21 protein-coding genes are annotated in these 21,512 nt (G+C 31.9%); 2 read left to right on the top strand and 19 right to left on the bottom strand.

Annotated features, from left to right (window positions below; all coding sequences use genetic code 11):
- Positions 1–2: 2 nt before the first annotated feature.
- The 16 genes from Q4528_RS04265 to Q4528_RS04190 form a co-directional block, all read right to left on the bottom strand.
- The gene (locus tag Q4528_RS04265) at positions 3–452 is read right to left on the bottom strand and encodes an acetyl-CoA carboxylase biotin carboxyl carrier protein (RefSeq protein ID WP_029055716.1); all 450 of its coding nucleotides are present in this window, start codon (positions 450–452) and stop codon (positions 3–5) included.
- Between the two features lie 3 nt (positions 453–455).
- Entirely contained in the window at positions 456–1,460 is a 1,005-nt protein-coding gene (locus tag Q4528_RS04260; protein ID WP_046466755.1) for a 5-oxoprolinase subunit C family protein, read from the bottom strand.
- Positions 1,450–2,181, bottom strand: coding sequence for a 5-oxoprolinase subunit PxpB (pxpB, locus tag Q4528_RS04255; RefSeq protein ID WP_046466756.1), 732 nt, complete (start codon positions 2,179–2,181; stop codon positions 1,450–1,452). The genes Q4528_RS04260 and pxpB overlap by 11 nt, the downstream gene beginning before the upstream one ends.
- 725 nt (positions 2,182–2,906) lie before the next feature.
- Positions 2,907–3,383, bottom strand: a complete 477-nt coding sequence (gene greA, locus Q4528_RS04250) for a transcription elongation factor GreA (protein ID WP_017637087.1) — start codon at positions 3,381–3,383, stop codon at positions 2,907–2,909.
- A 27-nt stretch (positions 3,384–3,410) separates the two neighbouring features.
- Positions 3,411–4,034 (bottom strand): uridine kinase, encoded by a 624-nt coding sequence (udk, locus tag Q4528_RS04245; protein WP_017637086.1) that lies wholly within the window; start codon positions 4,032–4,034, stop codon positions 3,411–3,413.
- Positions 4,034–5,302: a peptidase U32 family protein gene (locus Q4528_RS04240; RefSeq protein WP_017637085.1), complete on the bottom strand. Its 1,269-nt coding sequence runs from the start codon at positions 5,300–5,302 to the stop codon at positions 4,034–4,036. Before Q4528_RS04240 ends, udk begins: the two co-directional genes overlap by 1 nt.
- 11 nt (positions 5,303–5,313) lie before the next feature.
- Complete coding sequence (locus Q4528_RS04235; RefSeq protein WP_303520666.1) at positions 5,314–6,237, bottom strand: peptidase U32 family protein; 924 nt, start codon at positions 6,235–6,237, stop codon at positions 5,314–5,316.
- A 2-nt stretch (positions 6,238–6,239) separates the two neighbouring features.
- Entirely contained in the window at positions 6,240–6,875 is a 636-nt protein-coding gene (locus Q4528_RS04230; protein ID WP_046466758.1) for an O-methyltransferase, read from the bottom strand.
- Between the two features lie 328 nt (positions 6,876–7,203).
- On the bottom strand, positions 7,204–7,512 hold the full coding sequence (locus Q4528_RS04225; RefSeq protein ID WP_017637082.1) for a DUF1292 domain-containing protein: 309 nt from the start codon (positions 7,510–7,512) through the stop codon (positions 7,204–7,206).
- A gap of 16 nt (positions 7,513–7,528) precedes the next feature.
- Positions 7,529–7,954, bottom strand: coding sequence for a Holliday junction resolvase RuvX (ruvX, locus tag Q4528_RS04220; RefSeq protein WP_046466759.1), 426 nt, complete (start codon positions 7,952–7,954; stop codon positions 7,529–7,531).
- A 5-nt stretch (positions 7,955–7,959) separates the two neighbouring features.
- Positions 7,960–8,220, bottom strand: coding sequence for an IreB family regulatory phosphoprotein (locus Q4528_RS04215; protein WP_017637080.1), 261 nt, complete (start codon positions 8,218–8,220; stop codon positions 7,960–7,962).
- Positions 8,221–8,281: 61 nt separating this feature from the next.
- Positions 8,282–10,912: an alanine--tRNA ligase gene (gene alaS / locus Q4528_RS04210; RefSeq protein WP_046466760.1), complete on the bottom strand. Its 2,631-nt coding sequence runs from the start codon at positions 10,910–10,912 to the stop codon at positions 8,282–8,284.
- A 360-nt stretch (positions 10,913–11,272) separates the two neighbouring features.
- Entirely contained in the window at positions 11,273–13,744 is a 2,472-nt protein-coding gene (recD2, locus tag Q4528_RS04205; protein WP_117238986.1) for an SF1B family DNA helicase RecD2, read from the bottom strand.
- A gap of 1 nt (position 13,745) precedes the next feature.
- On the bottom strand, positions 13,746–14,417 hold the full coding sequence (locus tag Q4528_RS04200; protein ID WP_017637077.1) for a tetratricopeptide repeat protein: 672 nt from the start codon (positions 14,415–14,417) through the stop codon (positions 13,746–13,748).
- Between the two features lie 215 nt (positions 14,418–14,632).
- Entirely contained in the window at positions 14,633–15,751 is a 1,119-nt protein-coding gene (gene mnmA, locus Q4528_RS04195; RefSeq protein ID WP_046466762.1) for a tRNA 2-thiouridine(34) synthase MnmA, read from the bottom strand.
- A 2-nt stretch (positions 15,752–15,753) separates the two neighbouring features.
- Positions 15,754–16,893, bottom strand: a complete 1,140-nt coding sequence (locus Q4528_RS04190; RefSeq protein ID WP_303520656.1) for a cysteine desulfurase family protein — start codon at positions 16,891–16,893, stop codon at positions 15,754–15,756.
- 271 nt (positions 16,894–17,164) lie between these two features.
- Between Q4528_RS04190 and Q4528_RS04185 the strand changes: the two genes are divergently transcribed.
- Positions 17,165–18,172: an LLM class flavin-dependent oxidoreductase gene (locus Q4528_RS04185; protein ID WP_177244143.1), complete on the top strand. Its 1,008-nt coding sequence runs from the start codon at positions 17,165–17,167 to the stop codon at positions 18,170–18,172.
- A gap of 103 nt (positions 18,173–18,275) precedes the next feature.
- Here the strand turns inward: Q4528_RS04185 and Q4528_RS04180 are convergent, their stop codons facing one another.
- Positions 18,276–18,425 (bottom strand): SAS049 family protein, encoded by a 150-nt coding sequence (locus Q4528_RS04180; protein ID WP_002451815.1) that lies wholly within the window; start codon positions 18,423–18,425, stop codon positions 18,276–18,278.
- Positions 18,426–18,802: 377 nt separating this feature from the next.
- Positions 18,803–19,225 carry a cysteine metabolism transcriptional regulator CymR gene (cymR, locus tag Q4528_RS04175; RefSeq protein WP_017637073.1) on the bottom strand — a complete coding sequence of 141 codons (423 nt, stop codon included), beginning with the start codon at positions 19,223–19,225 and terminating at the stop codon, positions 18,803–18,805.
- An 83-nt stretch (positions 19,226–19,308) separates the two neighbouring features.
- Between cymR and Q4528_RS04170 the strand changes: the two genes are divergently transcribed.
- Positions 19,309–20,580: a replication-associated recombination protein A gene (locus Q4528_RS04170; protein WP_017637072.1), complete on the top strand. Its 1,272-nt coding sequence runs from the start codon at positions 19,309–19,311 to the stop codon at positions 20,578–20,580.
- A 78-nt stretch (positions 20,581–20,658) separates the two neighbouring features.
- Here the strand turns inward: Q4528_RS04170 and Q4528_RS04165 are convergent, their stop codons facing one another.
- The gene (locus Q4528_RS04165; protein WP_017637071.1) at positions 20,659–21,435 is read right to left on the bottom strand and encodes a tRNA threonylcarbamoyladenosine dehydratase; all 777 of its coding nucleotides are present in this window, start codon (positions 21,433–21,435) and stop codon (positions 20,659–20,661) included.
- Positions 21,436–21,512: the final 77 nt, after the last annotated feature.

The following is a 21,512-nucleotide window of genomic DNA, read 5'->3' as shown; positions in this document are numbered from 1 at the left end:
CCTTACTTCAACGTTACTAAAACTTGGTCATATTCAACATTAGTTCCATGATCGACAACAATTTCAGCTACTTCACCAGCAATATCACTAGTAACTTCATTCATTACTTTCATAGCTTCAATGTAACCAATAACATCGCCTTTTTCTACTTTATCGCCGACTTTAATTTGAGGTTCTGTTAATTCTTTACTATCTTGTAAAAAGAATGTTCCGACCATTGGTGATTTGATCGCATTTTCTTCAGATTGAACATCAGTTTTTTGAGAATCTTGTTGATTTACACCATTTGATGTCGCACCATTTTGAGCTTGAGGTACATTGGTAGGCTGTGCTAATACTTGTCCTTCTGTAAAATCTAATTCAATTTCACTTTCAAAATCTTTATATTTAAATTTTTTCACATCATTAGCTTTGACTAGTTTAATGATTTCTTCTATTTTTTTAGTATTCATTGATTAAATATCTCCTTTAAGTAGATTCGCTAATTTTTTTGATGTTTGTCTTAACATAGATAGTTCGTATAGCGGTTGTTTTTGTATATTTGATAATTCGTCTTCAAATTGCTCGTTAAATGTTGCAGATTCATTTATAGCATCTTCAATTGATATCCATTTAAATTGCACAGCTTCTCCTGGTTGTAATTGAACTAATTTATTTAATCCTAGTTGTGTTACTGTTGCAATTTTTGTATAGCCCCCAACAGTTTGTTTATCATTTAATAATACAATAGGGTTTCCATCATTTGGAACTTGGATACTGCCTAAGGCTACTGGTTCAGAGATAATATCTGCAGATTCTTCGGGTGGGATACTTTCACCTTTTAAGCGAAATCCCATTCTATCTGACATATCTGAGATAATAAATTCATTTTCAACTAATTTTGCTTTAGCCTCTTCTGAAAAAGTTTCAATTTGTGGCCCTTCGACAATATGAATCACATTGTCTTCATAGTTTAAATTTATTTCTGCAGCTTGACCTACATATTTCTTATATTTAGGTAATGATACTGTATCTATGACATCATCTTTCTTTAATGCACGACCTTTAAAGCCACCCATTTTACTTCTAGTATGCGTTGCATAACTATTTGCAACTTTTGGTATATCCAATGGTTGACCAAATGTAATGTAACCTCGAGCGCCTTTAATAGCATTACCGATTTCCAAAATATCACCTTGATGAACTTCATAGATGACTTGTGTCTGTATAGGGTTCCCGTTTAATTTTGCATTAAACTGTCCACCAGTAATGGTAAATGAATTATCACTTAAAAATTGTATAGATGGGCCTACAATTGTATATTCAAGTGAAGGGCCTTCATTACCGATTAGATGCTTAGCAATCAAATAGCTAAATTTATCAAGTGCGCCAGCTTCCGAAAAACCTAAATTCATATAGCCTTTTCTTCCTTCATCTTGAACGGTTGTGAACAAGCCTGGCTTTATAATTTTAATACTCATTGTCGTAAGTCACCCACTTATCTAATTCAAAATTTCCAGCATTAATATCTGCTTGAATTTGTTCAAATTCATCTTGTGTAATCGCTTTAAATTGAATATATTCACCAGCTTCATAGATTGTCATTGGCTCTCTATCTAAATCAAATACTTTTAGCGGCGTACGTCCAATAATTTGCCAACCACCTGGTGAATCTAAAGGATATAAACCAGTTTGGTTATTCGCAATACCAACTGATCCTGCTTCAATTTTTACTCTTGGCTCTGAACGACGAGGTGTATGTATACGTTCGTCTAGACCACCTAAGTATGGAAATCCTGGCATAAAACCTAACATATATATTAAGTAGGGTTGTTGTGTATGTATCTGGATTACTTCCTCAGTTGTTAATTGATTACTAGAGGCAACTTCTTCCAAATCAGGTCCAAATTCTTCACCATAAACTACGGGTATTGTTACTACTTTTCGTTGTTGTAATTGATTTGATTCTGAGTCATTAAATTGATTAAGTTCTAAATTTTCAATTAATTTAGTGCCATCAATACTTGTGTTATCAAACGAAATCAAAATAGCTCTATATGAAGGTACTATATCTATGATTTCTTTATGATTTTGTTCCTTAATATATTGAACTAATTTATTTACTTTATTATATGTATCTTTAGTAATTTCATTATCAAAATAAATCATTAAAGATTGTTCATTTATCAATCTAGTTTCCAACTTACCAATTCCTCCCCTTTTATAGGACTAGTTTGTTGTGCTATATTATTGTATCATTTTATTTGCGTGATTGTTTAATAAATTATTCTAATTATTAGTAATAACCAATTTCTCAATTCATTCTAAGATTTACATTTACTAATAATAATTACTAACTATTCAAAAAATTCTTTATTATATTTAATCATAATAAGTTTAATTTGTCACTGTAATCGTTATCACCAAATAAGTTTTCCTTATTAAAATGATTGCATTAAATTAAAAGATTTTTCAAATGTCTCACTTAAATATTAAACATTCCAAAAAAGCGCAAGGGAGTGGGACAGAAATATAAAGCACTACTCCTAATTTTATTAGGTTAGTAGTACTTACACATTAGCTTTAGCTAAGGTGTACATTAATGGAACACATGAGTTGAACTCATGCGTAAGAAATACTAATTTCTAAAGAAAAAGTATTTCTTTATCGTTGTCCCACCCCGGCAAGGTTGACTAGATTTGAAAAATAAAGTGTCACTACTATTTTAATAGTTTAGTGATACTTACACATTAGCTTTAGCTAATGTGTTCCACTAAGGATTACATGAGTTAACACTCATGCATAAGTAATTCTAATTTCTAAAGAAAAAAGAATTACTTTATCAGTCAACTACTGCCTATATATAATTGTAGCCTGAGACACTGATTTTTGTCCCAGGCTGTTGCGACTATTTTTAGAATAGTTAATTATTTTATATCTACAATTTTAACGTTGATTTCTCCACCGTTTGGTAGTGGTACACGAACTTCATCGTCTAATTCTTTACCAATTAATGCTGACGCCATTGGTGATTCGTTTGAGATTTTACCTTTAAATGCATCCGCTTCAGCTGAACCTACGATTTGGTAACTTTCTTCTTCGTCTCCTGGTAGTTCGATAAACGTAACAGTTTTACCAATTTGTACTGTATTATTATCGCCTGTATCTTCAATGATTAAAGCGTTTCTAATCATATGTTCAATACGTTGGATATCTTGTTCAATAAAACCTTGTTCATCTTTAGCTGCATCATACTCTGAGTTCTCAGATAAATCGCCGAAAGAACGTGCAACTTTAATTTTTTCAACTACTTCAGGTCTTTTAACTGTTTTTAATTCTTCTAATTCTTGTTCTAATTTTTCGTACCCTTCTTGAGTCATTGGATATTGTTTTTGATTTTCCATTATGTCATCTTCCTTTACTTTTAAATACTATTGTTTACTAACTAAAGATTGAATCTTAGTAGTCATAATATCTATGGCTACTTTGTTACTACCACCTTCTGGGATGATGATGTCAGCATGTTTCTTAGTTGGTTCAATAAATTGCACGTGCATAGGTCGCACCACATTTAAGTATTGATTGATAACCGAATCCATAGAACGTCCTCGCTCATGAGTGTCTCTTTTAAGACGACGTAAAATTCTTAAGTCTGCATCAGTGTCGACATATATTTTAACATCCATCATATCACGTAACGTTTTATTCTCTAAAGCGAAGATACCTTCTACGATGATAACATCTTTCGGTTCAAATGCAATCGTTTGATCGCTTCTTGTATGATTAGCATAATCGTATGTTGGTACTTTAACTGCTTTGCCATTTCGTAAATCTCTTAGATTTTGAATTAACAAATCGTTATCAAATGCAAATGGATGATCATAGTTTGTCTCCAAACGTTCTTCAAAAGTTAAATGTGATTGGTCTTTATAATAATAGTCTTGCGCTAATAATGCAATACTATGACCTTCAAGATTTTTCATAATTTCATTTGTGACTGTCGTTTTACCAGAGCCAGAGCCTCCAGCAATTCCTATAATCGTCGTTTGTGTCATTAACCGATTTCCTTTCTCATCAAGTTGTTTGCATAGATTGGACGATCAACTTTAATTTGTACAATTTGTAATGGATGGCGCGCAGCATCAAGCTCATTACCTTCTTCATCATAAATGGTATCAACAACTTGTTTAAAACTTTCAATTTCCGGACCAAAAAATTCAATTTCTTGTCCAGGTTTAAAGTGATTTCTTTGTTGAATTGTAGCAATTTTTGTATCCTGATCATAATCTAAAACTAAGCCACAAAAATCATAAGGAGACTTTTTCGATTGTTGTTCTCCAAACATTTGTTCCTCATATCCTGGAGTACCTTCAAAGAATGCTGGTGCTGTATCTCTATTAGCACATTTATCTAATTCCATTAACCATTCAGGTTGAATTTTAAAATTGTCTGGGTCTTCAGCATATGCATCAATTACTTTACGATATACTGACACAACAGTAGCTATATAATGAATTGATTTCATTCTGCCTTCTATTTTTAACGAATCAATACCTAAATCCATCATTTGTGGGATTGATTCGATTAATTTTAAGTCTTTCGGACTCATTGCAAATGGGACGATTTGTCCATCTTCATAAAATAAATCAAGTTCACCATCTTCATCTACTTGTAGCAAATCATAATCCCAACGACAACTTTGACAACAGCCACCTCTATTGGAATCACGTGCTGTCATGTGGTTACTTAATGTACATCTACCAGAGTAAGCAATACACATAGCACCATGAATGAAGGCTTCTATTTCAATATCAACTTTTTCTTTCATTTCTTTCATTTCCATAGCTCCTGTTTCTCGAGCTAAAACCACACGATCTAATCCTTCTTCTTTCCAAAATTCAACTGCCTTATAATTAGATAATGATTGTTGTGTAGATAAATGAATTTCTAATTTTGGCGCTACCTTTTTGCAAGTTTCAATAATAAGGGGGTCAGCAACAATAATACCTGTTGCACCTGTCGCTTCAAGATTAATAAGATAATCGTCTAACCCTTCCATATTATCGTCATGCGCAATAATATTAGTCGTAACATAAATTTTTGCACCATAACGGTTTGCAAACTCAACACCTTCAGCAATTTCTTCCATTGTGAAGTTATCAGCATTTGATCTTAAACCATATTCTTGTCCGCCTAAAAAAACTGCATCTGCGCCATAATGTACAGCAATTTTTAACTTTTCTAAGTTACCAGCTGGAGCAAGTAATTCTGGCTTCTTCATTTTAGTATTTGAAGTTTGTTTAACTTCTTCTAATGTCTTCATGATTCAGCCTCCTAATATACCGTATGCTTAAATAAGAAACCTTCATCAAATGGTCGATGTTCTGGTTGAATGTCTTCGATAGGATCTACAAGCATAAATTTTTCATCTTCATAAGTTTCAGGATCTTCATTATATAAATCTATTGCTTCTCTGTATTGTTGTGTAACAACATTGATATATTCTTCTGTCTGTAATATGCCGTCAATTTTAAATGAATCGATACCTGCTTCAAAAAACGGTTCTAATTCTTCTATAAGGCACATATCATTTGGTGACATAATATGTGTACCATTATAATCTTCAAAAACAGGATATTTATTTTCGCGTTCTTCATCATATAATAATAAATCATTTTGATTTTCATTACGTTGAATTTTCATTTGTCTATCTTGGAATGTATAATAGTTGCCTAATAACATTCTTTTAGATTGAAACATACATGTCATGCCATGAACTTGAACTTCTATTTCCACGTCAGCATGTTCTTTTATATTTATAATTTCTTCCAGACCTAATTCTCTCGCTAATACTGCTCTTGTAGCACCTTTTTGTCCCCAATAGTTACACTGAAAATAGTTAGTAACTAGTGTTTCTGCATCCCAATGTAATGGAATAGGATTATTTTGTTGTTTAACATACATCACAACAGCTGGGTCACCAAAAATAATTCTATCCACACCAATTTGATGTAAAAATTGAATATAATCTTCTACTGCTGCTAAATGATAATTATGAAACAAACCATTAACTGCAGCATACACTTTCTTATCATTCTCATGGGCTAATGTTACTGCTTTTTCCATGTCTTCTCGATTAAATTCTCCTGGAAGTCGTAAACCAAATTTTTGCTCACCAATAACAAATGCATCTGCACCTATTTCTATTAGTGTTTCCATATGTGTTATTGACTTAGGAGTAACTAGTAATTCTGTCATAGTCATTCTCCTTTAATAGATATTGCTAAACCATCGTCCATATTTAAAAAGTTAGTTGTATATTGTTCATTTTGCATTAACCATTCATTAAATTGTTGTACTTTTTTAACCATTTGACGTACGTTACGTGAACGAACTATATCGATATTTGAGACAAAACCATGATATAAAACGTTATCTGTCACAACAATGCCACCCTTTTTAAGTAAAGGCGTATATAGTTCAAAAAATTTCTTCGATTGTGCTTTCGCAGCATCAATAAATAACATGTCAAACGTTTGAGATTTAACTTTATCAAATTGTTCTAATGCATCACCTTCAATTAACTCAATTTGATTAGTAAATTGATTAGAAGTGATATTATGTTTCGCTTGGTCTATCATTTCTGGGTCTCTTTCTATTGTAGTTACATTTATATCTTTAGACACTGAAGCAAATTGCATTGTACTGTATCCTATAGCCGTACCAATTTCTATAATCCGTTTAGTTTGATGAATACGTATAATTTGTTTGATTATTTCTAGTGTATTACGATCCACGATCGGCACTTGATTTGTATTTGCATATTCTCTTAAAAGTTCAATGTCATTATCATTAGTTTTATGTAAATTGAGAATATAACTTTCATTATTATCCATTATACAACGACTTCCTTTGTGTAAAATAACTACAATTTAAAAAGGCAATAAAATAAATCAGTCACAATATTGATTAGTAAAATAACCAATGGCTTTGACTGATTGTAACTACGTACAAGTATTTTAAACGTTATGTTAAATAACGATATATAAAATATTTAACTCCAAATATTTTACCATAAATTCTTTGTGAATATAAGTATAAATCTAAATGATAAGTATGTATGTAAACAAACTTTGAACAAATCATATATAGAAAAACTCCTTATGTCAGATATTCAATAGATATCGTTACATAAGGAGTAAAATTTAAATATTTATTCTAAGATTATTCATCAATTTCAGTATTAACTACTTCTTCAATCATATCCCATTCTTCATCTGTTTCGATTGGGACTAATTTACCACCGTCACCTGATTCATCAGGTTCATTTATCATTGGTACTAATTCAATCATGTCGTCTTCATCAGATTGTGCGCCTTCTTCAGCAAGTACTACATATTCTTTTTTGAATTCAGGATGATAGAATTCAAGCATTTTACGATAAAGAACTTCATTTCCGTCTTCATCATATAATGTTAATAATTCTTCTTCATTGTTAATTTTTAATTCTGCATCGTGATTATGTTCAGTCATTTTATTTCTCCTTTTATTAAATAGAGTCTAGGTAGCCTTGTAATATAAATACGGCTGCCATTTTATCTATTACTTTTTTTCTTTTTTGTCTTGAAACATCTGCCTCTAGTAATGACTTTTCAGCTGCCATCGTGCTAAGTCTTTCATCCCACATGACAATCTCAATAGATGGTAATGCTTCTTGAAGTTTCTCTTTGTATTGTAACGAAGCCTCTCCACGAAATCCAATAGAATTGTTCATGTTTTTGGGCAAACCGATTACAACTGTACCGACATCATTTTTCTTGATGATTTCAACTAATTGTTCGATGCCTAATTCATTATTTTGTTCATCGATATGGAGTGTGTCTAAACCTTGAGCAGTCCAACCCATTAAATCACTAATCGCTATTCCTACTGTTTTACTACCTACGTCTAAACCAAGTATTTTATGCTTTAACATTGATACTATTCTTTAGACTCAGCTAAATAATTAGATACGAGTTCTTCCATAATCACATCTCTATCAATGTGACGAATTTGATTTCTAGCTTCATTTTGACGTGGAATGTAAGCAGGATCACCTGATAATAAATATCCTACGATTTGATTTACTGCATTGTATCCGCGTTCTTCTAGTGTTCGGTGGACATTCTCTAATACTGATTTGACATCTTCTTCTGGAATATCTTCATATTTAAATTTCATTGTTTTATCAAAGTTTTCCATTTCGTCACTCCTTCAATACATAAATTGATTCCATTTTATTCTACACGAACTGTAACTAAAATTACATATTTTTAATGTAATCTTTAATAAAGCGTAATGATTCTGTGATATTTTCAGGTTGAGTACCGCCACCTTGAGCCATATCTGGACGGCCACCACCTTTACCACCAACGATTGGTGCCATATTTTTAATGATGTCACCTGCTTTAATTTGATCTGTATGAGTTTTAGGAACTGTAGCTATAATAGAAACTTTACCATCTACATTACTTGCTAAGACGATAATAGTGTCTTGTAATTTTGATTTAAAGTCGTCCATAGTTGAGCGAATTGCTTTAGCATTAGGTACTTCAACTTCTGTTGCCAATACTTTAAAACCATTTATTGTTTCTACTTGATCTTCGATATTACCCATTTTAAGATTTGTAATTTCTTTATCACGTTGTTCTAAACGTTTTAATAAGTTCTTTTCTTCTTCTTGTAATTGAGTAATTTTGTCTACAACTTGATCATCTGTTTTCACTTTAACTTGATCTTTAATAATATTGAATTGAGTTTGGATATGTTCTAAATATAAGAACGCTGATTTTCCTGTTAATGCTTCGATACGTCTAACACCTGCACCAGTACCAGATTCACTAACAATTTTGAATAAACCAATTTCAGCAGTATTGTCTACGTGAATACCACCACATAATTCTATTGAAAATGGTGCCATATTAACGACTCTTACAATATCACCATATTTTTCACCAAACAGTGCCATTGCACCCATTTCTTTAGCTTCATTAATTCCCATTTCTTGAATATGAACAGTAATACCTCTCCAGATTTCTTCATTGACACGTCTTTCAACCTGATCAATTTCATCTTGAGTCATTTGTCCAAAATGAGAGAAGTCGAATCTTAAACGGTCTGGTGCTACTAATGAACCTGCTTGGTTAACATGGTCACCTAAAACTTCTTTTAAAGCAGCGTGCAATAAGTGTGTGGCACTATGGTTTTTTTGGATAGAACGACGTTCATCTTTGTTCACACTAGCATCAACTTGTGCACCTTTTGTTACTTGACCAAATTGGATTTCACCTTTGTGTAAATTTTGACCATTAGGTGCCTTAGTAACTTCAGTCACTAAAATTTCAAAATGCTCATTACTAACAGTACCATTATCAGCTACTTGTCCACCACTCACTGCATAAAATGGTGTGTCTTTTAACATGAAGTAAATTGTTTCACCAGCATCTGCTTTTTCAACTTCTTCTCCATTTTCAATAAGGTGAATCAATTCTGTTTGATAATCTGTAGTATCATAACCAACAAAGTGACTTTCAGTAGTAATATTTTTTAATACTTCACTTTGAACTTGCATAGATTGTGAATTTTGGCGAGCTTGACGTGCTCTATCACGTTGTTGTTGCATTTCTGCTTCAAATGTAGCCATATCAACAGTTAAACCTTCTTGAATTGCTAACTCTTCAGTAAGTTCAATTGGGAAGCCATACGTATCATATAATTTAAAAGCATCTTTACCATTAATTTCATTATTAGTTTCTTTGGCTTTACTAATAAATCCATTTAAAATTGAAAGACCTTCTTCAAGTGTTTCATGGAATCTTTCCTCTTCTGATTTGATAACGCGTTTAATAAAATCACTTTTATCTTTGACATTTGGATAATAAGGTTCCATGATATCTGCAACAATATCAACTAATTTATACATAAATGGCTCATTGATATCTAATGTTTGGCTAAATCTTACTGCTCTACGCAATAATCTACGTAATACATAGCCACGTCCTTCATTTGCTGGTAAAGCACCATCAGCAATTGCAAATGAAATAGTTCTAATATGGTCAGCTATAACTTTAAATGCTACATCTTGCTCATCATTTTGAAGGTATTTTTTACCTGACACTTCTTCGACTTCATTAATTATTGGCATAAATAAATCTGTTTCATAATTTGTACGTACATTTTGTGAGATAGAAGTCATACGTTCTAATCCCATGCCGGTATCAATATTTTTATTTGGAAGTGGTGTATAAGTATGATCTTTATTATGATTAAATTCACTAAACACTAAATTCCACACTTCTAAATAGCGTTCGTTTTCTCCACCTGGATACATTTCCTCTTCTGGATCATCTTGGCCAAAATCATTACCGCGATCATAGAAAATTTCAGTATTAGGTCCAGAAGGTCCTTCACCAATATCCCAAAAGTTACCTTCTATACGAATAATTCGACTTTCTTCTAAGCCAATTTGTTCGTTCCAAATTTTATAAGCTTCTGTATCTTCCGGATGTATTGTGACGTATAATTTTTCTGGCTCCATACCCATCCATTTATCGCTAGTTAAAAATTCCCATGCAAATTCTATAGCTTCTTTCTTAAAATAGTCACCAATTGAGAAATTACCTAGCATTTCAAAGAAAGTATGGTGTCTTGCTGTGAAACCTACATTTTCAATATCATTCGTACGAATAGCCTTTTGTGAGTTAACAATTCTTGGTTTCTTAGGTGTTTCTCGACCATCGAAATATTTTTTTAAAGTTGCAACTCCAGAGTTAATCCAAAGTAAACTATCATCATCGATAGGTACTAATGGTGCAGATGGTTCAACCATATGACCTTTTTCAACAAAGAAGTCTAAATATTTTTGTCTAATTTCGCTTGCTTTTAAATTTTTCATCCACGTACACTCCCTATATTTAGTTCATACACATTTTTATTAAGTTTATATTGGACACTAGTGTTATAAGGTAAACAAAAAACGTTCATCCACAAAAGGGACGAACGTTGTCGCGGTACCACCCTAGTTATAAGTTATTACGGTTAGGATTAATACTGCATTTATTAGAATATGAATTTTAATCAATTATTCCATGCTAACCTTTACTTATCACTTTAGTCACATATTTAAATTGACACAAAGTAGCGTTCAACAATTTTAATTGTGCTTTCCACCAACCAGCACATCTCTTAAAATTCAAAATTGTTTACTCGTCTTTATGCGAACTTAATTTTATTTTAATTTTATTGTTTTCAAATGTCAACGATTAGCGAAATCATACGGTGAAGTTTCTCCCATATTAATCATAGGATCAATTTGATATATCGTTTCTTCAGTTAATTCTATAGTCATAGTCTTGTTTGAATCGTCTTTATCCTTTACATCTGTAACATCATCTTCATAATGTATACCTTGTGAATCATCTGACTCATTATTCTCTTCAGTTAAAGATAAATCATAGGATTTTTCTTCAGTAAAGTATTGTTTTAATAAAGTAAATAATTGCGTTAATCTTTTTTGACCGTTTGTGTTAAGACCGATATCAAACGCTTGGGGATCACCTAATAATACTAATGATTGTTTCGCTCTTGTTAAACCAGTATATAAAATAGGTCTTTGTAGCATTCTAAAATATTGTTTAACTATAGGCATAATCACGATTGGAAATTCTGAACCTTGAGATTTATGGATAGAAGTACAGTATGCATGAGTTAATTCGAGCATATCCTGTCTTGTAAAAGTAATTTCATTTCCTTCAAAGTCTACGACTAGTACATCCTTGTTCAAAGCATTTTCTTTTGCCCAGAAAATACCAACAATTACACCAATGTCCCCGTTAAAGATATTGTCATTAGGACGATTAACTAATTGTAGAACTTTATCTCCTTTTCTGAAGACAACATCGCCAAATTCGATTTCTCTAGTATCTTTCTCTTTAGGATTAAGAATAGATTGTAATATTTGATTTAACCTTTTAATACCTGCATTACCTTTATACATTGGCGCTAGTACTTGAATATCGCTCATGTCATACCCTTTATTTACCGCACTATTTACGACTTTCTCAACTACATTAGGTATTTGTTCTGTACCACAATTAATAAAACTTCTGTCATGGAATCGTTGTGTAATATCAATTGGTTGCCCTAACTTCATGCGATGTGCCAATTCTATAATACTAGATCCATCTTGTTGTCTATATACCTCAGTTAAATTAACTCTTGGAATCGTGTTTGAGTCTATTAAATCTTTAAAGACTTGTCCTGGTCCAACAGAAGGGAGTTGGTCTTCATCTCCTACAAGAATAATTTGAGCATCTAATGGCACTGCACTTAAAAATTGATGGAATAGCCAAGTATCAACCATTGACATTTCATCAATTATAATCAAACGCGCATTAATTTCATTTTCCAAAATATCTTCAGGTTGGGTATCTTGATTCCATCCAATCAATCTATGAATCGTCATGGCTTCTAATCCAGTAGATTCTTGTAATCTTTTTGAAGCTCTACCTGTTGGTGCTGCTAGTACAACTGGATAATCATCTTCTTGATAGTCATCGTAGTCTAAAGATATTCCGTGCACCTCTGCATATAATTCCACTATTCCTTTTATAACTGTTGTCTTCCCTGTTCCCGGTCCACCAGTTAGTAACATAATTTTAGAATTTATAGCCGTTTGTAATGCATCTTTTTGTGAAGCAGCATAGCTCACTTCATTATTTGTTTCGATATCACCTATATGTAATTGTAAATCAGATTGTTCTATTTCTTTTAATTTTGTAGTATGAGTTTTAATTCTATATAAGTTTTGAACACTTTTTAATTCTGAATAGTAAAGACTTGGAATCGATATTTTTTCTTTATCTACAATTAATCTTTTTTCTTCATTCAGTTGTAATAACATTGTTTGTAAATGCTCATGATTAATTTGGTTATCATCATTATTATTATTTTGTGTTAAAACATTAAAAGTTGCTGCAATAATTTGATCATTAGGTATATAAGTATGTCCTTGTTTAATACATTCTTCCTCTAACGTAAATAATAAACCTGCTTTTAAACGTTCAGGGTCATCAAATTTAATTCCTATTTTTTGTGCTAATTGATCAGCTTTACTAAAACCAATGCCTTTAATATCATAGACAAGTTGATATGGATTTTTGTCTAATACACTTAACGTTTCTGCACCGTAATATTGATAAATAGAACTAGCTAATTTTGGACCAAAACCTAAATCATGTAATCTAATCATGACTTTTTCAGATTCTTGATTAGAAGCAATTTGTTCAGCAATTTGCTTTTGCTTTTTCTTAGGCAAGCTAGGTACTTTTTCAAGAACACTAGCGTCGTTTAAAATGTCATTAATCGCATTTTCACCTAAAGTATTTACGATGTTTTGTGCTGTTTTTTTACCTATTCCTTTAAATAAATCACTTGATAAGTAACTGATGATTGCATCTTTAGTTTGTGGTAATTCTTTTTCGAATGTTTCGGCTTTTAATTGTTTACCATATCTTGGATGCTCAACCGTTTGTCCTTTAAATGTATATACATCACCTTCAACAACATTAGGAAGAAACCCTACCACTGTTGGCATTGTATCAAATGATTCGTTTGTCTCAATGGTATCCACCTTCAAAACTGTATAGTAATTATCACTATTTTGAAACAAAATCGCTTCTACAGTGCCTTTTATCATTGAATAATCAAATAGTGTAGGGTCAGTCATATTACTCCTCCTCTTCTTGCATAGTTGAAAATGTTTTTAAAGCATGTTGACTTAGTAAATGTTCTGGATCAATCTCAACTGCTTGCTTAAAATATGCTATCGCTTCATTTATAACTTCATTCTTCATGTAAGTAGCCAGTCCTAGATTGTAAATCGCATCTACATGTGATGAATCCAATGACAACACATAGTTTAATTGTGTTATTGCAGCATCAAACATTTCTAGCTGACACAATACTAATCCATACTGAAACTGTACTTCTGTATCGTGTTGTTGATCTTTTTCGGCTGCTGTCATTAAAAATGGTAGTGCCTCTTTATGAGCATTTAATTGATTAAAAGCCATTCCAATCATATAGTTACAATCTACAGGTTCCACATCATATTTCATAGCTTGTTGGTATAACTTAATCGCTTCATTATATCTACCTTGATTGTAATATACGTTACCTAAATTATAATATATTGCTCCATTTTCTGAATCAATCGTTATTGCTTTTTGAAAAAATCGCTCAGATTTCTCAATTTCACCAACATCTGCCAATACAATACCAGCATTAATATAATTTTCAGTAATTGATGGATCTTCTTCTATATTATCAAACAAAGCTTTTAATGCTTCTTCTAATTGGCCTTCTTTGATAAATTGATATATCGTTTTTTGATCTATCATATTTAAAATTACATCTCCTTAATTCTTAAATAATGATATAGGTATTATAAGATTTCATTTCAAGTTCAAACTTTTATTTTAATCATATTTTACCACTTTATGTATTTTTATATAAATGAATAGTCATGTTCTCAAATGGTCGAACACTACCATAATCATTCATATTAAAAAGCCACTAATTCAAAGAAACATTTCTATGAATTAATGGCTGATTTTTACACAACATAACTTAATTGACCTGATGTTTTATATACATCATCAATTGTTGCACCACCAAGACAAACTTCTTCATTATAAAATACAACTGCTTGACCAGGTGTGATAGCTCTAACTGGTTCATTGAAAGTTACTCTAATGGCTTCGTCATTTTCACGTTGTACAAATACTTTTGTATCTTTTTGACGGTATCTAAATTTAGCAGTACAGTAAAATCCTTGCTCTAAATCAATTTCATTTTCATTAACAAATGAAACATCTGAAGCAATTAAATAGTCACTGTATAATGCCTCATGATGGAATCCTTGTTCTACATAAAGGACATTATCTTCTAAATTTTTACCTACTACAAACCAAGGATCACCGTCTCCACCGATACCTAAACCATGTCGTTGACCGATAGTGTAGTACATTAATCCACTATGTGTACCCATTTTTTTACCATCTAATGTCACCATATCACCTGATTGAGCTGGTAAATATTGTGATAAGAATGTTTTGAAGTTTCTTTCACCTATAAAACAAATTCCTGTAGAATCTTTCTTTTTAGCTGTAGCTAAGTTTTGTTCTTCAGCAATTTCACGCACGCGTTTTTTCTCAATATCACCTATTGGGAACATCACTTTTGAAAGCTGTTGCTGTGAAAGTTGATTTAAGAAATAAGTTTGATCTTTATTATTATCAACGCCTCTTAACATTTCAACATGTCCATCGCCATGTCTTCTTATTCTTGCATAATGACCTGTTGCTACATAATCTGCACCTAATTTCAGTGCATGTTCTAGAAAGGCTTTGAATTTAATTTCTTTATTACACATAACGTCAGGATTTGGTGTACGCCCTTTTTTATATTCATCTAAAAAGTAGGTGAACACTTTATCCCAATACTCTTGTTCAAAGTTAACTGCATAATATGGAATGCCAATTTGGTTACAAACTTCAATGACATCATTATAATCTTCTGTTGCAGTACATACACCATTTTCATCGGTATCGTCCCAATTTTTCATGAAAATACCTATAACATCATAGCCTTGTTCTTTTAACAGATATGCTGTTACTGAACTATCTACGCCACCAGACATACCAACGACTACGCGAGTATCTTTATTTGTCACTACTATTCCTCCTTAAATTTATGGTATATTTTATGAATTTCTGCAACTATATATTTGACTTCTTGTTCGGTAGTCATTTCGCTAAAGCTAAATCTTACAGAATGTTTAGCACGTTCTTCATCTTCGTACATTGCAGCTAATACATGTGACGGAGTAGTTGAACCTGCTGTACAAGCTGAGCCAGATGATACATAAATCTGACTTAAGTCTAATAAAGTTAACATTGTTTCAACATCAATAAATGGAAAATATAAATTTATAATATGACCCGTTGTATCTACCATTGAACCATTAAGTTCAAATGGAATAGCACGTTCTTGTAAGCTAACTAAAAATAATTCTTTTAAATTCATTAAATGAATATTATTTTCATCTCTATGTTGTTCAGCAAGTTCAATTGCTTTTGCAAAGCCGACAATTTGCGCTAAGTTTTCTGTACCAGCACGACGTTTAGTTTCTTGTTCTCCTCCAAGTTGACTATACTGTATCGGAGTATTCTCTCTAACTAATAGCGCACCAACACCTTTAGGTCCACCAAATTTATGACCAGTGACACTCATTGTATCAAATTTAAAATCGTCAAAATTAATATCTAAATGACCGATTGCTTGAACTGCATCTACATGGAATAATGCATTTGTAGCTGTAACAATATCTTCTATATCATACATTTGTTGAACAGTACCTACTTCGTTGTTAACAAACATGATAGACACTAGAATTGTCTTATCTGTAATCACTTCTTCTAATTGATCTAAATCTATTGCACCAGTATCATCAACGTCTAAATATGTTACGTCATATCCTTCTCGTTCTAATTGTTCAAATACATTTAGTACGGAGTGATGCTCAATTTTTGTTGTAATTAAATGATTACCAATGTGCTCATTAGCTTTTACTAGCCCTTTTATTGCAGTATTATTAGATTCCGTTGCACCACTAGTAAAAATCACTTCGTTAGCTTTTGCACCTAAACATTGTGCTACTGTTCGGCGAGACTCATCTAAATATTTACGGGCATCTCTACCAATTGAATGAATAGAAGATGGATTCCCATAATGAGTTTGATATATGTTCATCATAGAATCTACTACTTCAGGTTTAACTGGGGTTGTTGCAGCATAATCTGCATATACTTCCATGTTTTGACACTCCTCACAAAATTATCAATGTTCCTATAATAGCACCTAGAAAACTATTTTTCTACCTATCTGTTTGATTAATAGTTACTTTAATTTTAACATTATCCATAATTAGTTGAAATTATTATTACGTATACTACCCATGATATTTATGAATCATTAATATTCTATTTTTCAATCAAAATCAAGAGACTAAAATACATATGAGCAGTTTATTATTTTAATCAAATAAACATTGTTATACTTCATATACTATTTTTACTATGGAGGCATGATCAATTTGAATAACTTAAAGGTTTCCGCATTAAACCTTGTCCCTATCAGAGAAGGACAAGAAGATAGAGAAGCTTTAAATGATATGATTTCATTGGCACAACAATTGGAAGATTTTGGTTATGAACGCTATTGGATAGCAGAACATCATAACGCACCAAATTTAGTAAGTTCTGCCACAGCATTATTAATCCAACATACTTTAGAGCATACTCAATCTATAAAAGTTGGTTCTGGTGGCATTATGTTACCTAACCATGCACCACTCATAGTCGCAGAACAATTTGGTACGATGGCTACTTTATTTCCAAATCGAGTTGATTTAGGTTTAGGTAGAGCGCCGGGTACTGATATGATGACAGCAAGCGCGCTACGTCGAGACCAACATAATGGCGTATATCAATTTCCAGAAGAAGTAGATCAATTACAAACATATTTTGGTCCAGCAAATCAACAAGCATATGTACGTGCTTATCCAGCAGTTAATAAAAATGTCCCTCTTTATATACTTGGATCATCTACTGATTCTGCACATGTTGCAGCTAGAAGAGGATTACCTTATGTATTTGCAGGTCATTTTGCACCACAACAGATGAAAGAAGCTATTGAAATTTATAAAGAATTGTTTGAACCATCTGATGTATTAAGTGAACCTTATGTCATTATAGGATTAAACGTAATTATAGGTGATACTGATGAAGAAGCTGAGTATCTAGCTACTTCAATGGCTCAGGTTATGGTTAGTATTACGAGAGGTAAAATGCAACCTGTTCAACCACCAACAAATGAATTAGATCAAATTTTAACACCAAGAGAATTAGAAATGGCCAAACAAAGAATTAAATCCTCTTTAATTGGGTCTGAAAGCACAGTTAAACAAAAACTTAAAGATTTCATTGATTACTATGGAGATATTGATGAAATTATGGGTGTAAGTTATATTTACGATCAACAAAAACAATATGATTCATATCAAAAATTCAAACATATTATTGATGCAATGTAATATAAATTCATAAGGAGTAAGGCATTTTAGATTTGCCTTACTCCTTTTTTCTATAAAAAAAGAGATAGCATTGAATGCTATCTCTAAAAAATATTTTAAACGATTATTTATCGTCTTTGTCTTCTTTTTTATCTTTGTCACCTTTACCAGTATCAGTATACTCGTTAATAGTGTCTTTCGCTTTGTTTACTTGCTCATTATCACTGTTTTTGAATTTTTCTGCTGCGTCTTTTGCTTTATCCATGAATCCCATAAATAAAAGCTCCTTTCGATTTTGAACAAATTTGTATTTTGTTAAAAGTTTAATTTTAACTTAAATACATCTTATATGTTGTTAATTTAATTAATTCAACAACTTATGTGATGTATATTCCATAAATACCACTTGTTTATAGAACTAAACATATAAAACCAAAAAATTTATATTTTTTTAGATTTTGGTTCGAAAGATAAGACTTATTATATAAGAAACTCAGATTATACATTTTGTTTCTTATAAGTAACATTCGGATTATAGAGTATAGGTAATCACTGTTTCATGTATGTTTTTGAAAAATTCTTTGGTGGGTCCCTTGCCCTTCTTGCTTTGCTCGTTGAAATTGGTTTTACCAATTTCTTTGTGAAGGGGCCCTATATATAAAACATATAACCGTCGAGGTTTTGGTCGGTTTCTTTGTATTCCGCTAGGTATTGAAGTGTTGTATTATCTAATACGTCACGAACTGCATCTCTCATTCTGATCCATAATTGTTTTTGTGCTGGTGGTTCTGATTCAATACTTTCCACAAAAGTAATAGGCCCTTCTAGCAATCTGATTATATCACCAGCTGTAATTTCTTCTGATGGTAGTCTTAATTGATAACCACCTTTAGCACCACGAACGCTTCGAATTAATCCAGCATTTCTTAAGGGTCCCACAAGTTGTTCTAAATATAAATCACTTAAATTATTTTCTTCCGCAATGGTTTTTAATGATACACACCCTTGTCCTTCTCTTTTAGCAAGAGAAATCATTAAAGTTAAACCATATCTCCCTTTTGTTGATATTTTCATTGTATAACCTCACTTAATTCGAATTATTTATTCCCATTTTACCATTTTTTACGTTAAGATTATATTAGAAAGGTGTGACAAATGTGAATACTGAACCTTTAGCGTCTAGGATGAGACCTACTAATATAGATGAAATTATATCACAACAACATTTAGTTGGACCAACAGGTATCATAAGAAGGATGGTTGATACTAAACGACTTTCTTCAATGATTTTTTATGGTCCTCCTGGAATAGGAAAAACAAGTATTGCTAAAGCTATTGCCGGTAGTACTCAATATAAATTTAGACAATTAAATGCTGTAACAAACACTAAAAAAGATATGCAAATGGTTGTTGATGAAGCAAAAATGTCTGGACAAGTGATTTTGTTATTAGATGAAATCCATCGTTTAGATAAAGCAAAACAAGATTTTCTATTACCTCATTTAGAAAATGGGAAAATTGTCTTGATTGGTGCTACAACTTCAAATCCATATCATGCCATCAATCCAGCAATACGTTCTAGAGCTCAAATTTTTGAACTTTATCCATTGAACGATGATGATGTTCATATCGCTTTGAATAGAGCGTTAGAAGATAAAGAGAGAGGCCTTAAGTCTTATTCTCCTATTGTAGATGAGGATGCAATGACATACTTTTCAACTCAGAGTCAAGGCGATGTTAGAAGTGCATTAAATGCATTAGAATTAGCGGTTTTAAGTGCTTCTGAAAAAGACGGATCACGTCATATAACTTTGCAAGATGCTAAAGATTGTTTACAAAAAGGTGCATTTGTAAGTGATAAAGATGGCGATATGCACTATGATGTTATGAGTGCATTTCAAAAATCTATTCGGGGTAGTGATGTCAATGCGGCATTACATTATCTAGCACGTCTTATTGAAGCTGGTGATTTACCAACAATTGTAAGACGACTTTTAGTTATAAGTTATGAAGATGTAGGACTTGCTTCACCTAATGCGGGTCACCGAACATTAGCTGCAATTCAATCAGCTGAACGTTTAGGTTTTCCTGAAGCAAGAATACCATTAAGCCAAGCTGTGATTGAATTATGTTTATCACCTAAATCTAACTCAGGTATATCTGCAATTGATAAAGCATTAAGTGATATTAGACAAGGTAAAGTAGGTCAAATCCCCGATTACTTAAAAGATGGTCATTATGCTGGTGCAAAAGAATTAGGACGTGCAACTGGATACAAATATCCGCACAATTATGAAAACGGTCATGTTGTACAACAGTATTTACCTGATATACTTAAAAATCGAATTTATTATGAACCTAAAACTACCTCTAAAAGCGAACAACAATTTAAAGCCATTTATGAAAATTTATTGAATCAGTCAAAATAAACAAAAAAGATAGCTCTTCTTCAACGTATTAATTACGTATGAATGAGCTATCTTTTTATTTTATACCTAATACGATTATTAGTATTGTCCTTTATCTTTAATACGTCTCAATGGAATATCTTTTAAAATATCGTTAATAACGTAGCTTGAACATATTAACCCAACGACACTAGGTACATATGCATTTGATGATGGTGGCATTTGCCCTTTTCTATTAATTGCATTTTTATCGCCAACTGTTTCTTTTACATCTTCACGTATAACTATCGGACTTTCATCTGAAAAGACGACTTTAATTCCACTACGAATCCCAAGTCGTTTTAATCTATTTCTAATTACCTTTGCCATTGGATCAGTATGTGTCTTAGAAATATCTGCTATTTGGAAACGAGTTGGATCAATTTTATTAGCCGCACCCATGCTGGAAATCATGTCGATACCTCTTTCAAGGCACTCTTTCATTAAATGTACTTTATAAATAATTGTATCACTCGCATCAATAAAGTAATCTATATCATAATTATTAAAAATCTCTTCATAAGTTTCTTCAGTGTAGAACATATGTAGTGAAGTTACCTTACAGTCTGGATTAATTTGCTTAATTCGTTCTTCCATAAGTGTTACTTTACTTTGTCCAATTGTAGATGTAAGTGCATGAATTTGACGATTGACATTTGTAATATCAACATCATCTTTATCAATTAAAATGATATGACCAATATTTGTTCTGGCTAATGCTTCAGCAGCGAAAGACCCTACTCCACCAACGCCTAATACGGCTACTGTTTTACTTTTTAATAATTCAAGTCCTTCTTGTCCTACAGCTAATTCATTTCTAGAAAATTGATGTTTCATTTTAATCTCCTTTAACTAAACAATCTACTTTTATGTTATGTATATATTATTTTAATTTAAAAATAAAAATACGCAAG

Source organism: Staphylococcus pasteuri, from assembly GCF_030547725.1.
Classification (GTDB): Bacteria; Bacillota; Bacilli; order Staphylococcales; family Staphylococcaceae; genus Staphylococcus; species Staphylococcus pasteuri.
The sequence above is the reverse complement of the archived record's forward strand: the minus strand, read 5'-3'. Positions and strand labels throughout refer to the sequence as shown.